Below are 18,561 nucleotides of genomic sequence, written 5' to 3' on the forward strand. Positions count from 1 at the left end.
CTCCTTTGTTGGCAAATGGTTAAAGGCGTGGCCGCGTTTGTCGGGACAAACGCCGGACTCCTTGGTTTGGTCGCATCCTGATCGTTCCGGGACTTTTTTCGCCGGACAAGGATCAGTCGGCATTATCTACAGCACTCCTGCAAAATTCTCAAGATAGGGACGTCATTTCCTCGACCCCGGTCTTCATTATCCTGACCTGCAGGGCCTCGCGTTCGGAAAAACCCAGCACCTTTTCCAGCATCTCTCGGGGATTGGTTGCCGGTTGGCCCTGGTGACCGAGCAGATCGAGCAGCAGCAGATTGTCCGTGAACTCCAGACGGCTGACCAAGGGCCGCAGATCCAGGTCTTTGTGCCGGTTCTTACGAAAACGATCAATGACGAACGTCTCCTGGCTGAGGAAATGCTTGATCCGCTGGCGCAGGTCGTCCGGGTAGACCTGCGAACTGATGGTGTACTTGAGGACGCTGCTTCTGGCCACGGCGCGCGGCGCAAAGCTGACCCCAGTCACCCGGATGGTTTCCGGCAACTGACTGTTGAGCAGGGCCACGGTCTCTTCCATGGAGGCCAACGGCTGGGCCAAATCCATGTCAAAGGATTCGGCCAGACTTTCGACGCCCACTGGCAGGGCCTGGCTGAAGGAGACCCGGGGCGTGGGGTTGAAGCCGCTGGAAAAGAGCACCGGCAGGCCAGCCCGCTGCAGAACGCGGAACACCATCTGCAATAACTCCAAATGGCCGTAAAATCGGCTGTCGCCCAGGCGCGAATAGGAGACGCGGTAGCTGTGGCCCGGCTGGGGCTGTTTCTGTTCCTCTCGGTCCGACCGGGGCGACGGGACGGCGGGCGGCGGCGCGGAGGACGCGGGACGCGCATGGATCACCGGCTGCACGGTCTTGAAATCGCAGAGTCCGCATCCCTGACAGCCGTGGTTGCGGCAATCCGGGGTGTACTCCCGCTGCAGGGCCTTGGCGTATTCGGCCTCCAGAAAGGCGCGCTCCACCCCGCTGCGCAGATGCTCCCAGGGCAGGGTCTCGCCGACTTCCCGCCGTCGCAGGTAGCCTTCCAGGTCAAGCTCGCATGCGGTTGCGGCCCGCCGCCACTGCTCCAGGCTGAAGTGTTCGGACCAGCTGTCGAGCCGGGCGCCGTCCTTCCAGGCGGTTTCCAGCAACCGCGACAAGCGGCGATCTCCCCGGGAAAACACGCCTTCCAGCAGCGATTGCTCAGGATCGTGCCATTTGAGCTTAAAGCCCTGGCGAGGCAGGAGTTGTTTCAACCGGTTGATCCGTCGTTTCGATTCCTCAAGGCTGATCTGCGGCTCCCATTGAAACGGGGTGTGCGGCTTGGGGATGAAGGTGGCCACGCCAAGATTGACCTGGACCGGCCGCCCTCTGCCCTGCCCGGCCTGATAGCGAGCCTTTTTCGCCAGATGGACAATGCCTTCGACGTCCTCTTCGGTTTCGGTCGGCAGTCCCACCATGAAATAGAGCTTGATCAGCTTCCAGCCCAGGGAAAAGGCGTCGCGGCAGGTGGCCAGCAGGGCCTCCTCGGTGATGCCCTTGTTGATCACTTCGCGCAACCGGTCGGTGCCGGCCTCGGGGGCCACGGTGAAGCCGGTTTTTCTGACGCGTTTGATCTGCTCCATGATCTCTGGTGTCAAAGTTCCGACCCGCATCGACGGCATGGACACGGAAACAAAGTTGTCGGCAAAGCGGTCCATCAGGGCGCCCATCAACTCACCCAGACAGGAAAAATCGCCGGTGGACAGCGACAGCAGGGCCAGTTCCTCGAAACCGCTTGAGGCAATGCCCTGGTTGGCCAACTCCATAATCTCTTCCAGGGTCCGCTCCCGCACCGGGCGGTAGGTGATGCCGGCCTGGCAGAAACGGCAGCCGCGGGTGCAGCCGCGGGCAATCTCCAACCCAAGCCGGTCGTGCACCGGACTGACCACCGGAACCAGAGGCTGATGCAGATAGGGCGCGGCGGACAACTGCGGCAGCACCCGTTTGCGGACCCAAGGATAGTCGGGGCGCAGGGGTTCAATGGCGGTCAGGCGGCCCTGTTGATAATGCGGGCGGAAAAAGGCGGGCACATAAACGCCGGCAATCTGGGCCAGCCGTTCGAGCACAAGGTTCCGGTTCCACTGCTCCACCTTGGCCTGCAGCAGCAGGTCGGCGATTTCAATAATAATTTCCTCGCCGTCGCCGAGCACAATGGCGTCAAAAAAATCAGCGACCGGTTCCGGGTTCAGCGAGCAGGAACCGCCGCCCAGCACCAAGGGATGCTCCTCGCTGCGGGCTGCGGCGCGCAGGGGCAGCCCGCCCAGATTCAGCACGGTGAGAATGTTGGTGTAGCAAAGTTCGTAGGGCAGGGTAATGCCGAGAACGTCGTAGGCCGAAAGCGCGACCTTGGCCTCCAGGGAAAAGAGCGGCAATCCCTGGGCGCGCAGCTCCTGCTCCATGTCCACGTCAGGGGCATAGGCGCGATGGGCGGCGACGTGATCCTGCCCGTTGAGGATATGATAAAGAATCTGCAGCCCCTGGTGGGACATGCCGATCTCATAGAGATCAGGAAAAACTAGGCAGAAATTGAGGCTGTCGGCGTCCATGCGGCCGCTGACCGCATGGAGTTCGCCGCCGACATATTGACCCGGCTTGCGCACCAGAGGAAGAATCGGACCAAGATCAAGGGGTGTAGGTGTGACCATAGGTGTTTTGGGGAGAAGAGGAAAAGAAGAGAAAAAAAAGGATCAATTATAACCGATTAAAATAGCAAGAAAAGCCCGGTAGTACATCTCGCTTGGCCCCCCTTGTTGCACCAGGGAACGCAGTGCGTTACTTTTTATGCAGACCGCATGGAATATCGGTTCGACTCTTGCATCATTTTAAAAAACTGTGCAGGAACGCTTGCACGCCCTTTCCCTCTCTCACCGAAACACCGGAAAGAAACATGAAGAAGCATACCATTGCCTTGATCTCACGCTCGCTGCTTGCCCTGCTGTTCGCCTACGGAATTGCCGCCGCCGAAGAAACGCCTCAACTGGAGAAGCTCAAGTACACGGCGGTCTCGTCTGGCGCCGAGGAGGTGACCCTGCAGCTCAACGGCTCCTATAGTCCAAAAATATTCACATTGAAAGGCGAATCACCCCGGGTGATTTTGGATTTTGCCGACATGACCCACAGCAGGGAGATCAAAAGCATCACCACCACCAACGGCTCAATCATCAAACGGGTGCGGGTGGGCATGCACGCCGACGATTCGCCGAAAACACGGGTTGTCTTTGACCTCGCCACCCTGAAGAACGTCGATTACACCCAAAGCTTTGACGAGAAAACCTCAACCCTGACCCTGCGGTTCACCGGACCGGGCAAGACGGCTGAAACCAAGAAAACCGTAGCCCAACGCAAACAACAAGACAAAGCGGCGGAGCAAGCTGTCACCGCAGAGACCCAAGCCGAAGCCGTCCAGGAAACCCCGGCGACAAGCGCGCCCACGGTTCCAGAAGCACCTGCGGCCACCCAGCCTGAGACAACAACGACCGAACCAGCGGCAAAAACAAGTGCGCAGGAAGAGGCTGTTGCCGCTGCATCCGAGAAGCCCGCCCAACAACAACCCGCCGCGCCGGCGCAGCCCACGACGCCTGCTATCGAGCCGCCGGCCCCAACGCCACCGGCGCCGGCGCCCCAGGCCGAACAAGCCAAACCGCAAACAACGGCTGCTGAAAAGAAGGCGGAGGTCCCGCCGCAACCGGCTGTCCCGGCTCCCAAGGAAACCGCGACCGTTGCCGCCAAGCCGGAGGCCCCAAGCACGCCGCCCCCAGTCGTTGACGCCGCCAAGGAAGGCAAAACAGCACCGACCGCGCCGGCCGTTGCCGACGCGAAGCAGGAAGAAAAAAAGGCTGACAAGACCGCCAAGACTCCGCCGCCGGCAGAGGCGAGCAAAGCCGACGCCAAGGCTGAAAAAGCAAAATCCGAAACGCCTGCAAAAGGCGAAGAAGGGCCGCAGCTGGAATACGTCAAATTTGACCCCAATTCACCCAAGGGCGAGATGGTGCTGTTCAAGCTCAACGGGTTCCATCCGCCTGCGGTTCACGGGGTTGAGGAAGGCATCCCGCGAGTGGTGTGCGACTTTAACAACACCAAGCTGCTTGATTCGGGCAAAAACACCATCAAGGCGAACGGGAAATTCGTCAAGATGATTCGCACCTCAAAAACCAAGAAACCGGAGAAGGTGCGGGTGGTGATCGACCTGGAGCCAAACCGCAGCTACGATCTGCAGCAGGTGTTCTTCAAGGACGACAACCTGTTTGTGATCATCGTCAACACGGTGAAAAAATAGCCTTCAGGGGACTTGCTCGACGGTGAAGTGAGCGGGCGGCGTCAGCCGATACACTGCCGCGCCCTGGGGCGCGTGCGAATACATCTGTTCCACCTGGATGGCGAGGTCGCCAGTGACGGCCTCGCCGCTGATCTGCAGACGCCTGGGCCAGACCACCCCGCTCTTGGCGTCCCTTTGATAGTCGGCATAGCGCAGATCAAGGACCTGCGCTCCCTGCAGGTCGACCAGCAGATGCCGCCGCATCTCGCCGCTTTTCCTCTCCACCAGCACATGGTGGCTGATCGACCGCGCGTCCCGCCAGACGTACCAGAACCCCCCGCTATCCTCATCCTGCGCCGGTTTGACGCCCAGTGCCTCGCCTTCGCGGAGAAAACCGCCGAGAAACGGCAGCAGGTCCTCGGACTCGACCGTTTCCGGCACATAGGATCGCCAATATTCTGAATCGGTGCGCCCCTGGTAGACGTGGCCGCTGCGGTTGTCCACCAGGGTAAAGGTGCGGCCGTCGGAAACGGCCAGAATGAGCGAGCGGCCCAAGGGGTCGGTGGCGGCAAAACGGAGCAGGGCCGGTCGCTGAGCCTGGAGTGTTCCGCCTATGCCGCCCTTGCTGCCGAGCACGTCCCAGCTCAGGCGGATGTCGGCGTCCACAGCGGTCGGTCGTTTATTCTTGAGAAACGCGGACCACAACTGGCTCGCCTCCTGCGTTTCGAGCGGGGAAAGCGGCAGGGTTTTCGGCAGTTTGCCGGCGCATCCGGCGAAAAACAACAGGCAGCAGACTGCGGAGGCCAGCAGCCCACAGAAACTTTGTCGCCGCATCAATAGGTTCCCTGTTTTTCCAGGATGCGGATTTTCTCGACAATCCGGTTCTTTTCCTGTTCGTCGTCCATCGCGTGTTTCAGCGCCTTTTTGTAGGTCTGCAGGGCTTCGCGCACCCGGCCGCTTTCCAGATAGGCGTCGCCGAGATGGTCGAGAATGGCGGGGTCGTCCGGCGACAACCGCACCGCCGCCTCCAACTCTTTGATGGCCTGATCGATCTTGCCCAAGCGGAAAAACACCCATCCCAGACTGTCACGGATAAAACCGTTGTCGGGTTTGAGCTCGATGGCCCGCTGGATGTAGTCCAAGGCCTGATCAAGATTGATCTTTTTTTCAGCCCAACTGTATCCCACAAAATTCAAGGCGGCAGCGTTGTCCGGCTTGATTTCAATGATTTTCTCCATAACCGCCAACGCCGCAGCGTGATCGCCACTGCTTTCCAGCATCAGCCCATACTCATAAAGCAGGTTTTCGTCGTCAGGAAAGGCGTCGATCCCCTGGAGCAGCACCGCCTTGCTCAGGTCGTCCCGCCCCTCCATCTGGTGCAGGGCGGCGAGGGTGACGAACAGCTCGGCGCTGCGCGTGTCAGCGGCCCCGATATGTTCCTCCAGCAGTTGTTTGGCCTCTTCGAGCTTGTTCTGCTCACGCAGGATACGCACCTGAAGAAACAGCGCGTCGCGATATTCTGGGGCCTTGCGATCAATTCGCCGCGCCTGTTTCAAGGCCCGAGCGTATTTTTCCTGCTGCACCAGGAGCACGGCGAGAAAATACCGGGCCTCGGGCAGATCCTCTTTTTCAAGAATTTTTTCGGTCACCGCGACCGCTTTGTCGTAGTGCTTCTGCTTGGCGTAGAGCCGGGCAATGGTCAAATCCACCCGTTGCGGCTGTTCGGCAAAGGATTTCAGCCGGTTAAGCGCGGCCAGGGCTTGCCCGTCCTTTTTCTGCAACAAATACACATGGATCAGGGCCACCTGAGCGCCCTCATTCTGCGCGTCCCGCTCAATGACGGCTTGGTACAGGCTGGCCGCCTCTTCGTAGCGGCCCGCCTTGACGTACAATTCGCCCAGTTCCATCTGCAGCTCGCTGGACCAGTTCCGCTCCAACGCTTTGGTGTAATGCTCCGCCGCCTCGTCGGTTCGCTCCTGCACCTGACGCAGACGGGCCATGAGGATGTGGCCGGGATAGGAGGCGGGATCACGGTCGAGAATGCGGGTCAGCAGGGGTTCGGCCTTGTCGGGCTGGTTGGCGGTGAGGTACATCTCGGCCAGCAGCAGGAGAATGGCCGGATCGTCGGGATGACGGTCGCTGATCAGCTGATACTGGCGCATGGCCTCGGTGTTTTTTTTCTGCCGCAGCAGCACCTTGGCGTAGAGCATGCGCATCCCGGTTTTGTCGGGATGGGTGAGCAGATAGTTGTGCAGCCAGATTGCCGCCTCGTCGGTCCGCTCCAGGCGGAGCAACAGGATCGGCACCTTTTCGCTGATAAAATCAGCCTTTTCGTCACAAATCAGGGCCTTCTGGTAAAACTCCAGGGCTTCGTCAAAGCGAAGCATCAATTCGGCGTGGCGTCCCCAAAGAAAATGGAAGTAGGAGCAACTGCGGTCGGCGTCGCTGTCGCCCGCAGCCGTGACCTGCCGTACCTGCTCGTCGGCGGTCGGCGACTTGTCTTTGGCCTCGCAGCCGCAGATCAGGAGCGCCACACAACTCAGAGCAACCAACTGTCGAAGAGCGGGGAAAAACGTCAGCCAGAGCATCGCACACCTTTTTTTGCAAGCAATTGCCGAACCGCCGCGCGGATGGAGGCTTGCACCTCGGCAACCGGTCGGGCGGCCTGAATGCGCACTATACAGTCATGGGAAAAGGATGCAAAGAGAGCCGCCACTTTTTCCAGTTGCTCCTGTTGCTCAAAATCGTTGAGCGTCTCGCCGCGCAGATTTTGGATCCTGGCCACGCTCTCCGCAGGCGTCTGGACAAGCAACACCACCATATCGGGTTCCGGGGCGAAATCGTGGCAGGCAAAAATAGCCGCAGGATCGCACCCGGCCGCGCCCTGGTAGGCGGCGGTGGAAAAGTAATAGCGGTCGGTGAGCACAATCATCCCTTGACGCAGAGCGGGGTTGACGCACTGCTCGACGTGCTGGCGCCGATCGAGCAAAAACAACTCCAGTTCCTGCTCCGGCGTGACCTGACTGCGGTTGCTGTACAGGGCGCGAATCTGCCGGCCATAGGGGCCGTCGGTGGGTTCCCTGGTTTCAACAACACCATATCCCTCGCCGCGCAGGTAAGCGGCCAGCATGGGCAATTGGGTTGACTTGCCGGTGCCGTCGATGCCCTCAAAGGCGATCAAAAACCCGGGGTTCATGCCCCACCCCATGCGTTACGATGGCCGACGATGGCCTGCGCCATGTCCACCGCCGCCGCCAGGCTCGAAGGATCGGCCAGGTTTTGTCCGGCGATGTCGTAGGCGGTGCCGTGGTCGACCGAAGTGCGCACCAGCGGCAGCCCCAGGGTGACGTTGACCCCGTCGGCAAAATGGAGCAATTTGAAGGGGATCAACCCCTGATCATGGTACATGGCAATCACCGCGTCAAAATGGCCGGCCGCGGCCTTGTGAAAAATTGTGTCCGGGGGCCACGGGCCGCTGACTTCGCCGCAACCGACGCTTTGCTGCACGGCCGGCGCGATCAGCCGGGCTTCCTCGTCGCCAAAGAGACCGTCTTCGCCGCCGTGGGGGTTCAATCCAGCCACGGCAATTCGGGGCGCGGCCACGCCAAAATCGCGTTGCAGGGAGGTTCGCGTCGTCTCGATGCAGTCTGCAATCTCTTGTTGCGTGAGGAGTTCGCCGACTTGACGCAGGGGCACGTGAATGGTGACCAGCACCACCTTCAGACGAGGACCAGCCATCATCATCCGCACCTTGGGGGTGTGGGTGAGCGCGGCCAGCATCTCCGTGTGCCCTGGGTACGGATAGCCAGCTTGATGCAGACTCTTCTTGCTGATCGGACAGGTGACCAGGGCGCTGCAGTGGCCGGCCGCGATCAATCCCACCGCCTCTTCAATATACCGCCCCATGGCCTTGCCCGTGGCAGCGTCGGGCCGTCCCCATGGCGCCGGCTCAGTCCAGGGGGCGCCCACTTGAACCACCGGCAGGGTTCCCGGCTTGACGGGTTTTCCAGGACGCCACGATTCGATCACGAGCGTTTGCCCAAGTCGCGCGGCGGCCTGACGCAAGACCTCGCCGTCGCCGACCACAATAATCCGCCCGGCCCCAGGCATATCGCTGCGGCGAAACAGACGACAAATAATCTCCGGACCGATGCCCGCCGGGCAGCCCATAGTGATGGCCGCCGGGGCTGGCGCCTGGTGTGGATACTGGCTCATTGTTGACCCTACAGGTTAAAATCAAAGGCGTTTTTTATATGCTCAATGGTCGCCGGTCGATTGTCGGGATGGAGAAGCACCGCAATAACGTCAAACCGGGCCGATGCCTCGCCCAGTTGATGGGTGTGCAGATATTCGTGGGCTATGCGCGAGAGCTGTCGCTGTTTGCGGGCGTCCACCGCTTCGAAAGGCGTGCCGAACGCCTTTGAGGTACGGCTTTTGACCTCGACAAAGACCAGGGTGTCGCGGTCCTTGGCGATAATGTCGACCTCGCCGCAGGCCTTTCGATAATTTTTTTCGACAATGGCGTACTGCTGTCCGAGCAAATAGGCGAGTGCCAGGGCTTCCCCCTGATGTCCGGTCGCGGCGGTAGCTTTCTTTTTAAACAACATACTGTGCCGTAAGAAGAGCCGAGGTTGCAAGGATGATCATGGCGTTTCGTCTGCCTTGAAGGCGGCCAGCAAGGCGTCATTGGCAAGATGTTCGCGTACGCCGCGAAACGTGCGGCGATGAAGCACACAGGGACCGTGACGTTGAATCGCTTCACGGTGGCTTTGGGTGGGATAGCCTTGATGACGCGCGAACCCGTATTGGGGAAAACGGATATGCGCTTCGGCCATGATCCGATCACGGGTCACCTTGGCGATAATGGAGGCAGCGGCAATGGAGGCGCTCTTGGATTCGCCCTTGATCAGCGTCCACTGCTCAACAGGAGCCGGCACTTGAAATTTGCCGTCCACCAGAAGGAAATCAGGCGATAGGCCGCCGTGATGCGGAACGCAGGCATCCATAGCCCGATTCATGGCCAACAATGAGGCCTGGAGAATATTGAGCTGCTCAATTTCCTCCGGCCCGGCCATGCCCACGCCAATCACCGCCCCATTTGCAGCAAGAATATCAAACAAGGCTTGGCGACGGCGAGCCGTCAATTTTTTGGAATCTTGAAAGACCGCAAAGTCGCAATCAGGCGGCAGCACCACGCAGGCGGCCACCACCGGCCCGGCAAGGGGGCCGCGACCAGCTTCGTCGACGCCGGCCACCCTGGCGTACCCCTGGATGGTCAGATGACGCTCCAGCGCAAAGGTGTCGGGCAAACGGTCAGGAGCAAGAGGAAGAACAGAAGCGGAGCTATGCTTCATGGCGCCAGTCCATGCAGTCCGGCGAGAATCGGAGAGAACGAGAAAAAAAAGCGGCAGGCAGACGGTGAAACAGACGCCCAGTCATTGTCGCAATGACTGGGCGTCTCCATCCGATCAGAGGTCGAACCTCGCCCTGACGGCAGCAACCGTCCACAGGCGTCGACTCTCGCCTTAGATGATGCCCCGCTCACGGATACGGGCGGCTTTGCCGCGACGCTCGCGCAGGTAGTACAGACGGGACCGGCGAACCCGACCAAGGGTGACCACTTCGATCTTCTCGATTTTCGGCGAGTGCAAGGCAAAGGTTTTTTCAACGCCAACGCCGTGGGAAATCTTGCGAACAGAGAAGGTGGCGTTCATGGTGCCGCGCTTCCGTTTGATGACCACGCCTTGATACACCTGAATCCGCTCTTTGTTGCCCTCGACGATCCGGATATGGACTTTGACGGTGTCGCCCGAACGAAACTCCGGGATGTCGAAACGCATCTGCTCCAGATCGATTTTATCTAAAATATTCATAGCCATATTCATTGCTTTACGGCGGGCTTCCGCTGTTCATGTCGCCCTGCCGAAGGATGCCTCCAAATCATCCGGGAAATAATGTCTAACGCTCAATTTATCGAAGACAGGAGTCCGTTGCCGAGCCCCTGTTCATTGCATTGCCAAGCACAACTTCATCTGGCGCGGCAAGCAGCCGATCCAGGATGATTGAGGCCGCCGAACGCACCGAAAGATGGTTAAATCCGGATGCGCCGCACAGAGGGGGCAACACCCCGTCCGCCATCGCCAATACCTCGGGGCACAGTCCCCAAGCGGTGCCGAACATCAACAACACCGGCTGGTCTCGCCGTATCCGTTCCCGGATTTCGGCGTATCCCAGAGTGTTGGCTTGCCACCTGGCGCAGGTGGCCAACACCAACGGCTTTTCGCCAAATTTCTCAGCGGCTCCGGCCACCGCCTCCTCAACCGTTGAACAGATCGAGACAATCGACAAGGCGTTGCCCCGGTCCGGGTTGACGCTGCCGCCGTAGCCGTCCGTCCAGTGACCAACGATCTGCCCGGCCAACTGTTGCTGCTCGCTGAAGGGCGTGACCACCCAGTAGGTGGAGACGCCGTAGGTCTTGCCGGCCCGGGCGATGTCGTGCAGATCGAGATTGGTGACTGCCGACCCGATGGTCTCGCCAATCCGGTTGACCACAGGATGATGCACCAGCGCTACGTCAACCTTCATGGCGGCTATCATTCCTCTGGCTGTTGACCAGGGTTTCAATGCGGCCAAGCAACCCCGACTTTCGTAAAATTTTTCGTTCATCCGGTGTAAATTGGACGTCATGCAACAGATCGGGGCGGCGCTCCAGGGTCAATTCCACCGATTCAACAAATCGATGGCGGGCGATGGCGGCGTGATCCCCGGACAACAACACCTCCGGGGCCGCCGTTCCTTCAAAAACCCGCGGCCGGGTGTACTGCTTGTGCTTCAGCAAACCGCAACTAAAACTGTCGTTGGGGGCGGAATGTTCGCATCCAAGCACCCCAGGAAGCAGGCGACTGATCGCGTCCAACGCCACAAGGGCCGCCAGTTCGCCGCCGGTGAGCACATAGTCGCCGATGGACAGCTCTTCATCGACGTACTTATCGCGAAAACGCTCGTCCACCCCTTCGTAACGCCCACAAATAAAAATCAACTGTTCAAATTCCGCCAACCGCTGCGCTGCCTGTTGGTTGAATCGTTCCCCCTTGGGCGACAATAAAATCACCCGGGAGGCGGCAGGCCGATTGCCCAAGGCTTTCAAGCAGGCCGCCAAGGGTTCGGGTTTCATCACCATGCCCTCGCCGCCGCCAAAGGGACGGTCATCGGTCATCTGGTGACGATCCACGGCAAAAGCGCGAATGTTGTGAACCCCGACTTTTATTTTTCCCTCCATCAATGCCCGGCGAATGACGCCTTCCTGCAAAGGCGAGGCGAAGAATTCGGGAAAAATCGTCAGAATGTCAAAAATCATCAACCGCCTGCTGGATTTACCGGTTAATGTCAAGCAATCCGGGCGGCAGATCGAGTGTGATTTCAGCCTCATTAATGGCAACGACAAACTCCGGCGCCATGGGCACGAGATATTCTTCCTCGCCATCGCGGATAACCAGAATGTCCTGCCCGCCGCCAGCCAGCAGAGCCGTGACCGTGCCAAGGAACTGTCCGGCCTGTGTCCTAGCTCGTTTGCCGACCAAACTGTGAAGGTAAAACTCTCCCTCGGCCAGGGGCGGCAATTCGCTGGCGGGCAACCAGATGCCCATTCCGGCAAGCTGCTCGGCCCGACTTCGATCCGTGCACTCTTTGAGTTTGAGAATAACCGTGTTGCCGTTGGTCCGGACCTGTTCGTTAGTGAACTCGACCTTTGTTAAATCCCCTTCGGCAGCCAGATACAACCGCCGATACAGCCTGAGATTTTCGGGATGTTCAGTAAAAGGCCGGACCTTTAACTCGCCCCGGATGCCATGTGGTCGACTGACCACGCCAAGCAGGACAAAGTTTTTATCCGGCGTCGCTTCAGACGGATTCACTATTCGACGATTTCAAGCCGGGTGCGCCTGTTGTCCCCGGTCAATGAAACGGCAAGCACCGCACGCATCGCCCTGGCCGTCCGCCCCTGTTTGCCGATCACTTTGCCCAGATCCTCTTGGGCGACCCGCAACTCAATGGTGAGGTTCTCCTCATCCTCCTGTTGCGACACAGTGATAAGCTCGGGCTGATCCACCAGTTTGCCGGCGATGAACTCAATCAGCTCTTTCATTTACGCCGCTACAACCACTCCTGGAACACACTTCTTAATCAGGCTCTCAACGGTTTCCGTCGGTTTGGCGCCCTTTTTCATCCAGGTTTCGAGTTTTTCGTTGTCAATGCTGATCGCCGCAGGATTTTGCATCGGATCATAGGTGCCAACGATGTCAAGAAACTTGCCGTCGCGCGGGGCTTGGCTGTCGGCAACGATGATCCGGTAAAACGGTTGTTTTTTCCGGCCCTTTCTGGTCAAACGAATATGAACTGCCATTATTTTCTATCCTCCGGTGGATATTGCCCCACAGTGCAGACTGCCGGGCCTTGCTTAGTAATAAATTGGGGTTGTTTATCGAACGAGCCCTTTGGGGAGCTTGCGGCGTTTGCCGCCGCTCACGATGCCCTTGCCCTTCAAATTCTTCATCATTTTCAGCATCATGGTGTAACTTTTCAAAACCCGGTTCACCTCGTTGACAGAGGTGCCCGACCCCTTGGCGATGCGCACCCGCCGACTGGCGTCAATAATTCTGTGGTTGCGCCGCTCCTTGAGGGTCATGGAGCGAATAATTGCCTCGGTTTTGACCAATTCTTTCTGATCCGGCTTGGGCGCGTCCTTCAACTGCTTGAGCTTGTTGATCCCTGGAATCATGTCCATGATCTGCTCCAAGCTGCCCATCTTTTTGATTTGCTGGATCTGATCGAGAAAATCTTCCAGGGTGAAGGCGTTTTTCTGGATCTTTTTCGCCAACCGTTCGGCGTTTTTCTGATCGACAACCGCTTCCGCCTTCTCAATCAGCGACAGCACGTCGCCCATGCCAAGGATGCGGGAAGCCGCCCGATCAGGATGAAAGATCTCCAGAGCTTCGACCGATTCGCCGACGCCGACGAATTTAATCGGCTTGCCGGTCACCTTCTTCACCGAGAGGGCCGCGCCGCCGCGGGCGTCGCCTTCCATCTTGGTGAGGATGACGCCGGTGATTTCCAGATCGGCGTTGAACTTTTCAGCCACAGTGACCGCGTCCTGACCGGTCATGGCGTCGGCGACAAACAGCACCTCGCTCAACGAGACGGCCCGGCTGATCTCCTGCAACTCGCCCATGAGGGCCTCGTCAACGTGGAGACGGCCTGCGGTGTCTATAATAACGGTGTCGTACTGATTGGCCGTTGCTTCGGCAACCGCCCGACGGGCAATGTCCACCGGCTTCTGTTCGGTGGTGGAGGCAAAGACCGGCACGCCGACCTGCTCGCCCAACACTTGCAACTGCTCAATGGCTGCCGGCCGATAAACGTCGGCGGGAACCAGGAAAGGCGACCGGCCTTTTTCCTTGAGCTGCCGGGCCAGCTTGGCGGCGGTGGTGGTCTTTCCCGAGCCCTGGAGCCCGGCAAGCATAATCACCACCGGCTGCCGCCCGTCGAGCTTGAGCGGTTGGGCCTGGCTGCCAAGCAGTTCGACCAACTCGTCGTGCACCACCTTGACCACCTGTTGACCAGGGGACAAACTGGAGAGCACTTCCCGGCCAACGGCCTTTTCGCTGACCGCGGCAATGAATTCCTTGACGACGCCGAAGTTGACGTCCGCCTCGAGCAGCGCCGTGCGCACCTCGCCCATGGCTTCCTGAATGTTTTCTTCAGTCAGCCTGCCGTGGCCGCGTAACTTCTTAAACGCGCTTTCAAGGCGGTCGGTTAAATTCTCAAACATGATATACGGTGCTCAATAGGCAATGAATGCAGGCAAACGCCGAAATACGCCCGTCTCTGATTATGCGTTCAGGAAAATTGCGATTAATACCCGACATGCCCCTTCTTGTCAAGCGAGAAGAAAAACATGGTGGTCCGGGCTCTTATCACGCAATCAGCGCCTCGGCGACCTTGGCCAGGGACTCGGGGCTGTCGGCCTGCAGACAGGTAATCGCTGAATTTTTCGGCAAAATTTTCTTCATCATGCCGCTCAGGACATTCTTTGGCCCCAACTCGACAATCACCTCGACCCCTTCGGCGATCATTTGTTCGACAATGGTCAACCAGCGCACCCTGGAGGCAATCTGCCGGGCCATGATCGCCTTCATCTCGGCCGGGCCCTGTTCGTAGCCGCCGGTAACGTTGAACAACACCGGAATCCGGGGCGGGTTGAAAGCGATGCCGTCCATATAGGCGGCAAAGTCGTCGACTGCGCCGGCAACCAACGGACTGTGATTGGCCACGCTGACCTTCAGCGGGATCACCTTGGCGCCTTTGGCGGCGCATTGGGCGCCGACCGCGTCGAGCCCTGCCGCATCTCCAGAAAGCACAATCTGGGAAGCGGTGTTGTGGTTGGCCACGACCGCAACGCCTGGGCCGGAAAACCCCTGCAGCACTGCCTCAACCTCTTCAACGCCCAATCCCACCACCGCCCGCATGCCGCCGGGATGCAAGGCCCCTTCGCGCTCCATCAACTCGCCGCGCTTGGTGACCAAGGACAAGGTGTCCTCCAGGGTCAATACGCCCGCGCCGTGGAGGGCCGAGTACTCGCCTAGGCTGTGCCCCGCCAGAAAAGAGGGTTGAAAGCCGGGCACAAGCTTGAGCAACTGCTGCCAGCAGATCAGATTGATCACCGTCAACGCCGGCTGCAGGTACAGCACCCGGGTAAGGTCTTCCATCGGCCCTTCAAAACAGAGCGCGCGCAGGGGAAAACCGGAAATTTTTTCGGCCAGATCCATCAGGGCCGAGGCGTCCGGATCCTGATCGACGAATTCCTGGCCCATGCCAATAAACTGGGACCCTTGTCCCGGAAAGAGAATTGCTGTTTTTTTCATATTTCGACTGCGAAAGGTTGTTACGCCTGCGCCGGCTGTTGCCGTTCAAACAGGAGATTTTTGATGATAAAAAGAATGACGCCAATGGTGATTGCGGAATCGGCGATGTTAAACGCCGGCCAGTGATGGGCGCCAACGTAAACATCGAGAAAATCGACCACAAATCCGTACCGAATCCGATCAATAAGGTTGCCGATGGCCCCGCCGGCGATCAAGGCCAAGGACAAACTGTACACAACGCTGTTGCGGCCAAAACTCCGCTGTGCGATCCAGATGAACACCAGGGCTGCGCCGGCGGCCCCGATAAAAAAAAGCTGCCGCCACACCGCCGGTTGCCCGGCCAGGATGCTGAACGCGGCGCCGTTGTTGGTCAGGTAGGTGAGATTGAACAGATCGGCAATCACCACCTTGCTCTCATACAGGGAAAAATGGCGCATGATCCATACCTTGGTTGCCTGATCGATAGCGACAACCGCAAGGATCACCGGGAAAAAAGCCGACATCAGGAGGCGGCGACTCATGCCGTCAGCTGCCGAACCACCGCAGCGCAACGGGCGCAGAGCGCGGGGTGCTCCTGATCGTCGCCAACCGAGGTGGCAATGGTCCAACACCGCTCGCACTTGACGCCCGGCGCGGGCCCGACCGCAATCTCCACGCCCGGCAGGGCTTCGGCCTCGACAAAGGCGAGGTTCCCGTCCTCTCCATCTCGGGTCAGACGCAGACCGGAAACGATGCAGAGTTCGCGCAACTGTTCCAGGCTGCCAGAGAGAAAATCGGCCCATTCGCCGTTGACCTTGATCACCACCTCCGCATCCAGGGACAAACCAATGACCTTGTCGCGACGCGCGCCTTCGAGCACGCGGGTAATGGCGGAGCGCAGGATCAGCAGTTTGTCCCAGCGGCCCTGAAACGCCTCGTCTTCAACAATGTCGGCCACAGGCGCGAAATCGGCAAAGAAGATGGATCGTTCCAGGGGCGCGTCCTGGGGCAGGTCATGGAGATGCTCCCAGGCCTCGGCGGTGGTGAAACAGAGGATCGGCGACATCAGGCGCAACAGTCCGTCAAGAATCCGGTAAATCACGGTCTGGGCGGCGCGGCGCTCCGGCCCGGCTGGGGCAGAGCAGTAGAGCCGATCCTTGAGCACGTCCATGTATAAGCTGGAGATGGTGGCCCCGCAGAAATTGTGCAGGCCATGATAGACCGCGTGGAATTCGTAGCGCTCGTAGGCGCTGGTGATGCGCCCGCTCAGTTCGGCAAACTTGGTCAGGGCCCAACGATCCATCTCCTGCAGGGCAGAAGGGGCAACGCTGTCCTTGGCCGGATCAAAATCATAGAGATTGCTCAGCAGAAACCGCAGGGTGTTGCGCATCTTGCGGTAGGCGTCGGAGACGTGCCTGAGAATCTCGTCCGAGACCTTGACGTCGTCCTGGTAATTTTCGCTGGCCACCCACAGACGCAGCACCTCGGCCCCGTACTGATCAATCACCTCCTGCGGCGCAACAACGTTGCCCACGGATTTGGACATCTTCTTGCCCTGGCCGTCGACCACGTAGCCGTGGGTGAGCACGCCCTGATACGGCGCACGCCCTCTGGCGCCCACTGAAGTGAGCAGCGAGGACTGGAACCAGCCGCGGTGCTGATCGCTGCCTTCCAGATAGAGATCCGCCGGCGAGCGCAATTCCGCGCGCTGTTCGAGAACTGCGGCATGGCTGGTTCCGGAATCGAACCAGACGTCAAGGATGTCGGACTCCTTCTTGAACTCATGGCCGCCGCAACCGCAGGTCACGCCCTCGGGAATAAAGTCAGCGGCCTCGTGCTTGAACCAGGCGTCAGCCCCTTCCTTGCCAAAAAATTCGTCAATCCGGCTGCACACCGCCTCGTTTTTTAAAATCTCACCGCAGGCAACGCAGGTCAGCACCGTGATCGGCACGCCCCAGGAGCGCTGGCGGGACAGACACCAATCCGGCCGGGCCTCGACCATGCCGTAAATCCGCTGCTGGCCCCAGGCTGGCGTCCAGCTCACTTCCTTGATTGCCTGCAAGGCCTTTTCGCGCAACTGCAGTTTGTCCATGGAGATGAACCACTGGGCCGTGGCCCGGTACATCACCGGTTTTTTGCAGCGCCAGCAGTGCGGGTAGCTGTGATTGATGGCCATTTCCTTGACCAGCGAACCCTCGGCAGCCATATCGGCCACGATCTGCCGATTGACCTGCGGGACCTGCGCCCCCTCGTACCGGCCGGCGTCCGCCGTGTAACGGCCCTGATCGTCCACCGGCGACAACACCTCCAGGCCGTAGCGCAGGCCGGTGAGATAGTCGTCTGCGCCGTGGCCGGGCGCGGTGTGAACGCAGCCGGTGCCCGAATCGGCGGTGACGTAATCAGCCAGGACCATCAGGGAATCGCGCTCCATGAAGGGGTGGCGGCAATGCTTGCCTTCCAGTCCCGCAGCGGAGAAAACAGCCAGGATCGAATAGTCCTCCAGGCCGAACAACTTCATGCACGAATCGACCAGTTCCTTGGCCAGAATCCATATCTCGCCCTGGACGGCAACGGCGGCGTATTCAAAATCCGGATGAAAGGCGATGGCCAGGTTGGCCGGCAGGGTCCAGGGCGTGGTGGTCCAGATGAGCACCGAGACCTGTTTGCCCGCCAGCTCCGGCGCAACCGCGCCGAGATCGTCCTTCACCGGAAACTTGACGTACACCGACGGCGAGGTGTGATCGGCGTAGTCAACCTCGGCCTCGGCCAGGGCGGTGCCGCAGTCGGCGCACCAGTAGACCGGCTTTTTGGAGCGAACCACGGCACCGGAAAGAAGAAAGGTGTTAAACTCCCGGGCAATGACCGCCTCGTAGCCAAAGTTCATGGTCAGATAGGGATTGCCCCAATCGCCGAGCACGCCGAGCCGCTTGAACTGCTCGCGCTGGGTCTTGATCCACTTTTCGGCGTAGCTGCGGCAGGCGGCGCGCTTGCCCAGGATGGAGATGGTCTGTTTTTTAGCGCCCAGCTCCACATCGACATTGTGCTCGATGGGCAGGCCGTGGCAGTCCCAACCGGGGATGTACGGGGCGTTGAAGCCGGCCATCCGCTTGGAACGAAGGATGATGTCTTTCAGCACCTTGTTGAAGGCGGTGCCCAGGTGAATGTTGCCGTTGGCGTAGGGAGGGCCGTCGTGGAGGACAAACAGCGGCCGGTCAGCCGCCGCCTGCTGCAACTGCGCGTAGAGGTTTTCCTTTTCCCAGCGTTTGAGCGCCATGGGCTCGCGCTGGGTCAGGTTGGCCTTCATTTTAAACTTGGTCTGCGGCAGGTTGAGTGTTTCCCTGTAATCCATCGT

General features: G+C 59.5%; 18 protein-coding genes. 1 reads left to right on the forward strand and 17 read right to left on the reverse strand.

What is annotated here, in order from left to right; translation table 11 throughout:
* Positions 1 to 148: 148 nt before the first annotated feature.
* A complete protein-coding gene (locus RCH93_RS05770) occupies positions 149 to 2,701 on the reverse strand; it encodes a TIGR03960 family B12-binding radical SAM protein (RefSeq protein WP_306547376.1) in 2,553 nt (850 codons plus the stop codon).
* A 242-nt stretch (positions 2,702 to 2,943) separates the two neighbouring features.
* Here RCH93_RS05770 and RCH93_RS05775 point away from each other — a divergent pair, with 242 nt between their 5' ends.
* Entirely contained in the window at positions 2,944 to 4,332 is a 1,389-nt protein-coding gene (locus tag RCH93_RS05775) for an AMIN domain-containing protein (protein WP_306547377.1), read from the forward strand.
* Positions 4,333 to 4,335: 3 nt separating this feature from the next.
* On the opposite strand, the gene RCH93_RS05780 is transcribed toward RCH93_RS05775, so the two are convergent.
* From RCH93_RS05780 to ileS, 16 genes are all read right to left on the reverse strand, one after another.
* On the reverse strand, positions 4,336 to 5,145 hold the full coding sequence (locus RCH93_RS05780; protein WP_306547378.1) for a hypothetical protein: 810 nt from the start codon (positions 5,143 to 5,145) through the stop codon (positions 4,336 to 4,338).
* Positions 5,145 to 6,899 (reverse strand): tetratricopeptide repeat protein, encoded by a 1,755-nt coding sequence (locus tag RCH93_RS05785; protein ID WP_306547379.1) that lies wholly within the window; start codon positions 6,897 to 6,899, stop codon positions 5,145 to 5,147. The genes RCH93_RS05780 and RCH93_RS05785 overlap by 1 nt, the downstream gene beginning before the upstream one ends.
* The gene (gene tmk, locus RCH93_RS05790; RefSeq protein WP_306547380.1) at positions 6,887 to 7,507 is read right to left on the reverse strand and encodes a dTMP kinase; all 621 of its coding nucleotides are present in this window, start codon (positions 7,505 to 7,507) and stop codon (positions 6,887 to 6,889) included. The genes RCH93_RS05785 and tmk overlap by 13 nt, the downstream gene beginning before the upstream one ends.
* Complete coding sequence (pdxA, locus tag RCH93_RS05795) at positions 7,504 to 8,526, reverse strand: 4-hydroxythreonine-4-phosphate dehydrogenase PdxA (RefSeq protein ID WP_306547381.1); 1,023 nt, start codon at positions 8,524 to 8,526, stop codon at positions 7,504 to 7,506. Before pdxA ends, tmk begins: the two co-directional genes overlap by 4 nt.
* Positions 8,527 to 8,534: 8 nt before the next feature.
* Complete coding sequence (locus RCH93_RS05800; RefSeq protein ID WP_306547382.1) at positions 8,535 to 8,918, reverse strand: YraN family protein; 384 nt, start codon at positions 8,916 to 8,918, stop codon at positions 8,535 to 8,537.
* Positions 8,919 to 8,954: 36 nt separating this feature from the next.
* A complete protein-coding gene (locus RCH93_RS05805) occupies positions 8,955 to 9,665 on the reverse strand; it encodes a ribonuclease HII (protein WP_306547383.1) in 711 nt (236 codons plus the stop codon).
* 171 nt (positions 9,666 to 9,836) lie between these two features.
* A complete protein-coding gene (rplS, locus tag RCH93_RS05810) occupies positions 9,837 to 10,184 on the reverse strand; it encodes a 50S ribosomal protein L19 (protein WP_306547384.1) in 348 nt (115 codons plus the stop codon).
* A 97-nt stretch (positions 10,185 to 10,281) separates the two neighbouring features.
* Positions 10,282 to 10,896 (reverse strand): RNA methyltransferase, encoded by a 615-nt coding sequence (locus RCH93_RS05815; protein ID WP_306547385.1) that lies wholly within the window; start codon positions 10,894 to 10,896, stop codon positions 10,282 to 10,284.
* Positions 10,886 to 11,668 (reverse strand): tRNA (guanosine(37)-N1)-methyltransferase TrmD, encoded by a 783-nt coding sequence (gene trmD, locus RCH93_RS05820; RefSeq protein WP_306547386.1) that lies wholly within the window; start codon positions 11,666 to 11,668, stop codon positions 10,886 to 10,888. Before trmD ends, RCH93_RS05815 begins: the two co-directional genes overlap by 11 nt.
* A 16-nt stretch (positions 11,669 to 11,684) precedes the next feature.
* Positions 11,685 to 12,224, reverse strand: a complete 540-nt coding sequence (gene rimM, locus RCH93_RS05825) for a ribosome maturation factor RimM (protein WP_306547387.1) — start codon at positions 12,222 to 12,224, stop codon at positions 11,685 to 11,687.
* Entirely contained in the window at positions 12,224 to 12,454 is a 231-nt protein-coding gene (locus tag RCH93_RS05830; protein ID WP_306547388.1) for a KH domain-containing protein, read from the reverse strand. The genes rimM and RCH93_RS05830 overlap by 1 nt, the downstream gene beginning before the upstream one ends.
* Positions 12,455 to 12,712: a 30S ribosomal protein S16 gene (gene rpsP / locus RCH93_RS05835; RefSeq protein ID WP_306547389.1), complete on the reverse strand. Its 258-nt coding sequence runs from the start codon at positions 12,710 to 12,712 to the stop codon at positions 12,455 to 12,457.
* Positions 12,713 to 12,787: 75 nt separating this feature from the next.
* A complete protein-coding gene (gene ffh, locus RCH93_RS05840; RefSeq protein ID WP_306547390.1) occupies positions 12,788 to 14,137 on the reverse strand; it encodes a signal recognition particle protein in 1,350 nt (449 codons plus the stop codon).
* 145 nt (positions 14,138 to 14,282) lie between these two features.
* Positions 14,283 to 15,230 (reverse strand): ACP S-malonyltransferase, encoded by a 948-nt coding sequence (gene fabD / locus RCH93_RS05845; protein WP_306547391.1) that lies wholly within the window; start codon positions 15,228 to 15,230, stop codon positions 14,283 to 14,285.
* A gap of 20 nt (positions 15,231 to 15,250) precedes the next feature.
* Complete coding sequence (lspA, locus tag RCH93_RS05850; protein WP_306547392.1) at positions 15,251 to 15,751, reverse strand: signal peptidase II; 501 nt, start codon at positions 15,749 to 15,751, stop codon at positions 15,251 to 15,253.
* The gene (gene ileS / locus RCH93_RS05855; RefSeq protein WP_306547393.1) at positions 15,748 to 18,558 is read right to left on the reverse strand and encodes an isoleucine--tRNA ligase; all 2,811 of its coding nucleotides are present in this window, start codon (positions 18,556 to 18,558) and stop codon (positions 15,748 to 15,750) included. The genes lspA and ileS overlap by 4 nt, the downstream gene beginning before the upstream one ends.
* Between the last annotated feature and the right edge of the window lie 3 nt (positions 18,559 to 18,561).

This window comes from Desulfobulbus sp., from assembly GCF_030824455.1.
GTDB lineage: Bacteria > Desulfobacterota > Desulfobulbia > Desulfobulbales > Desulfobulbaceae > Desulfobulbus.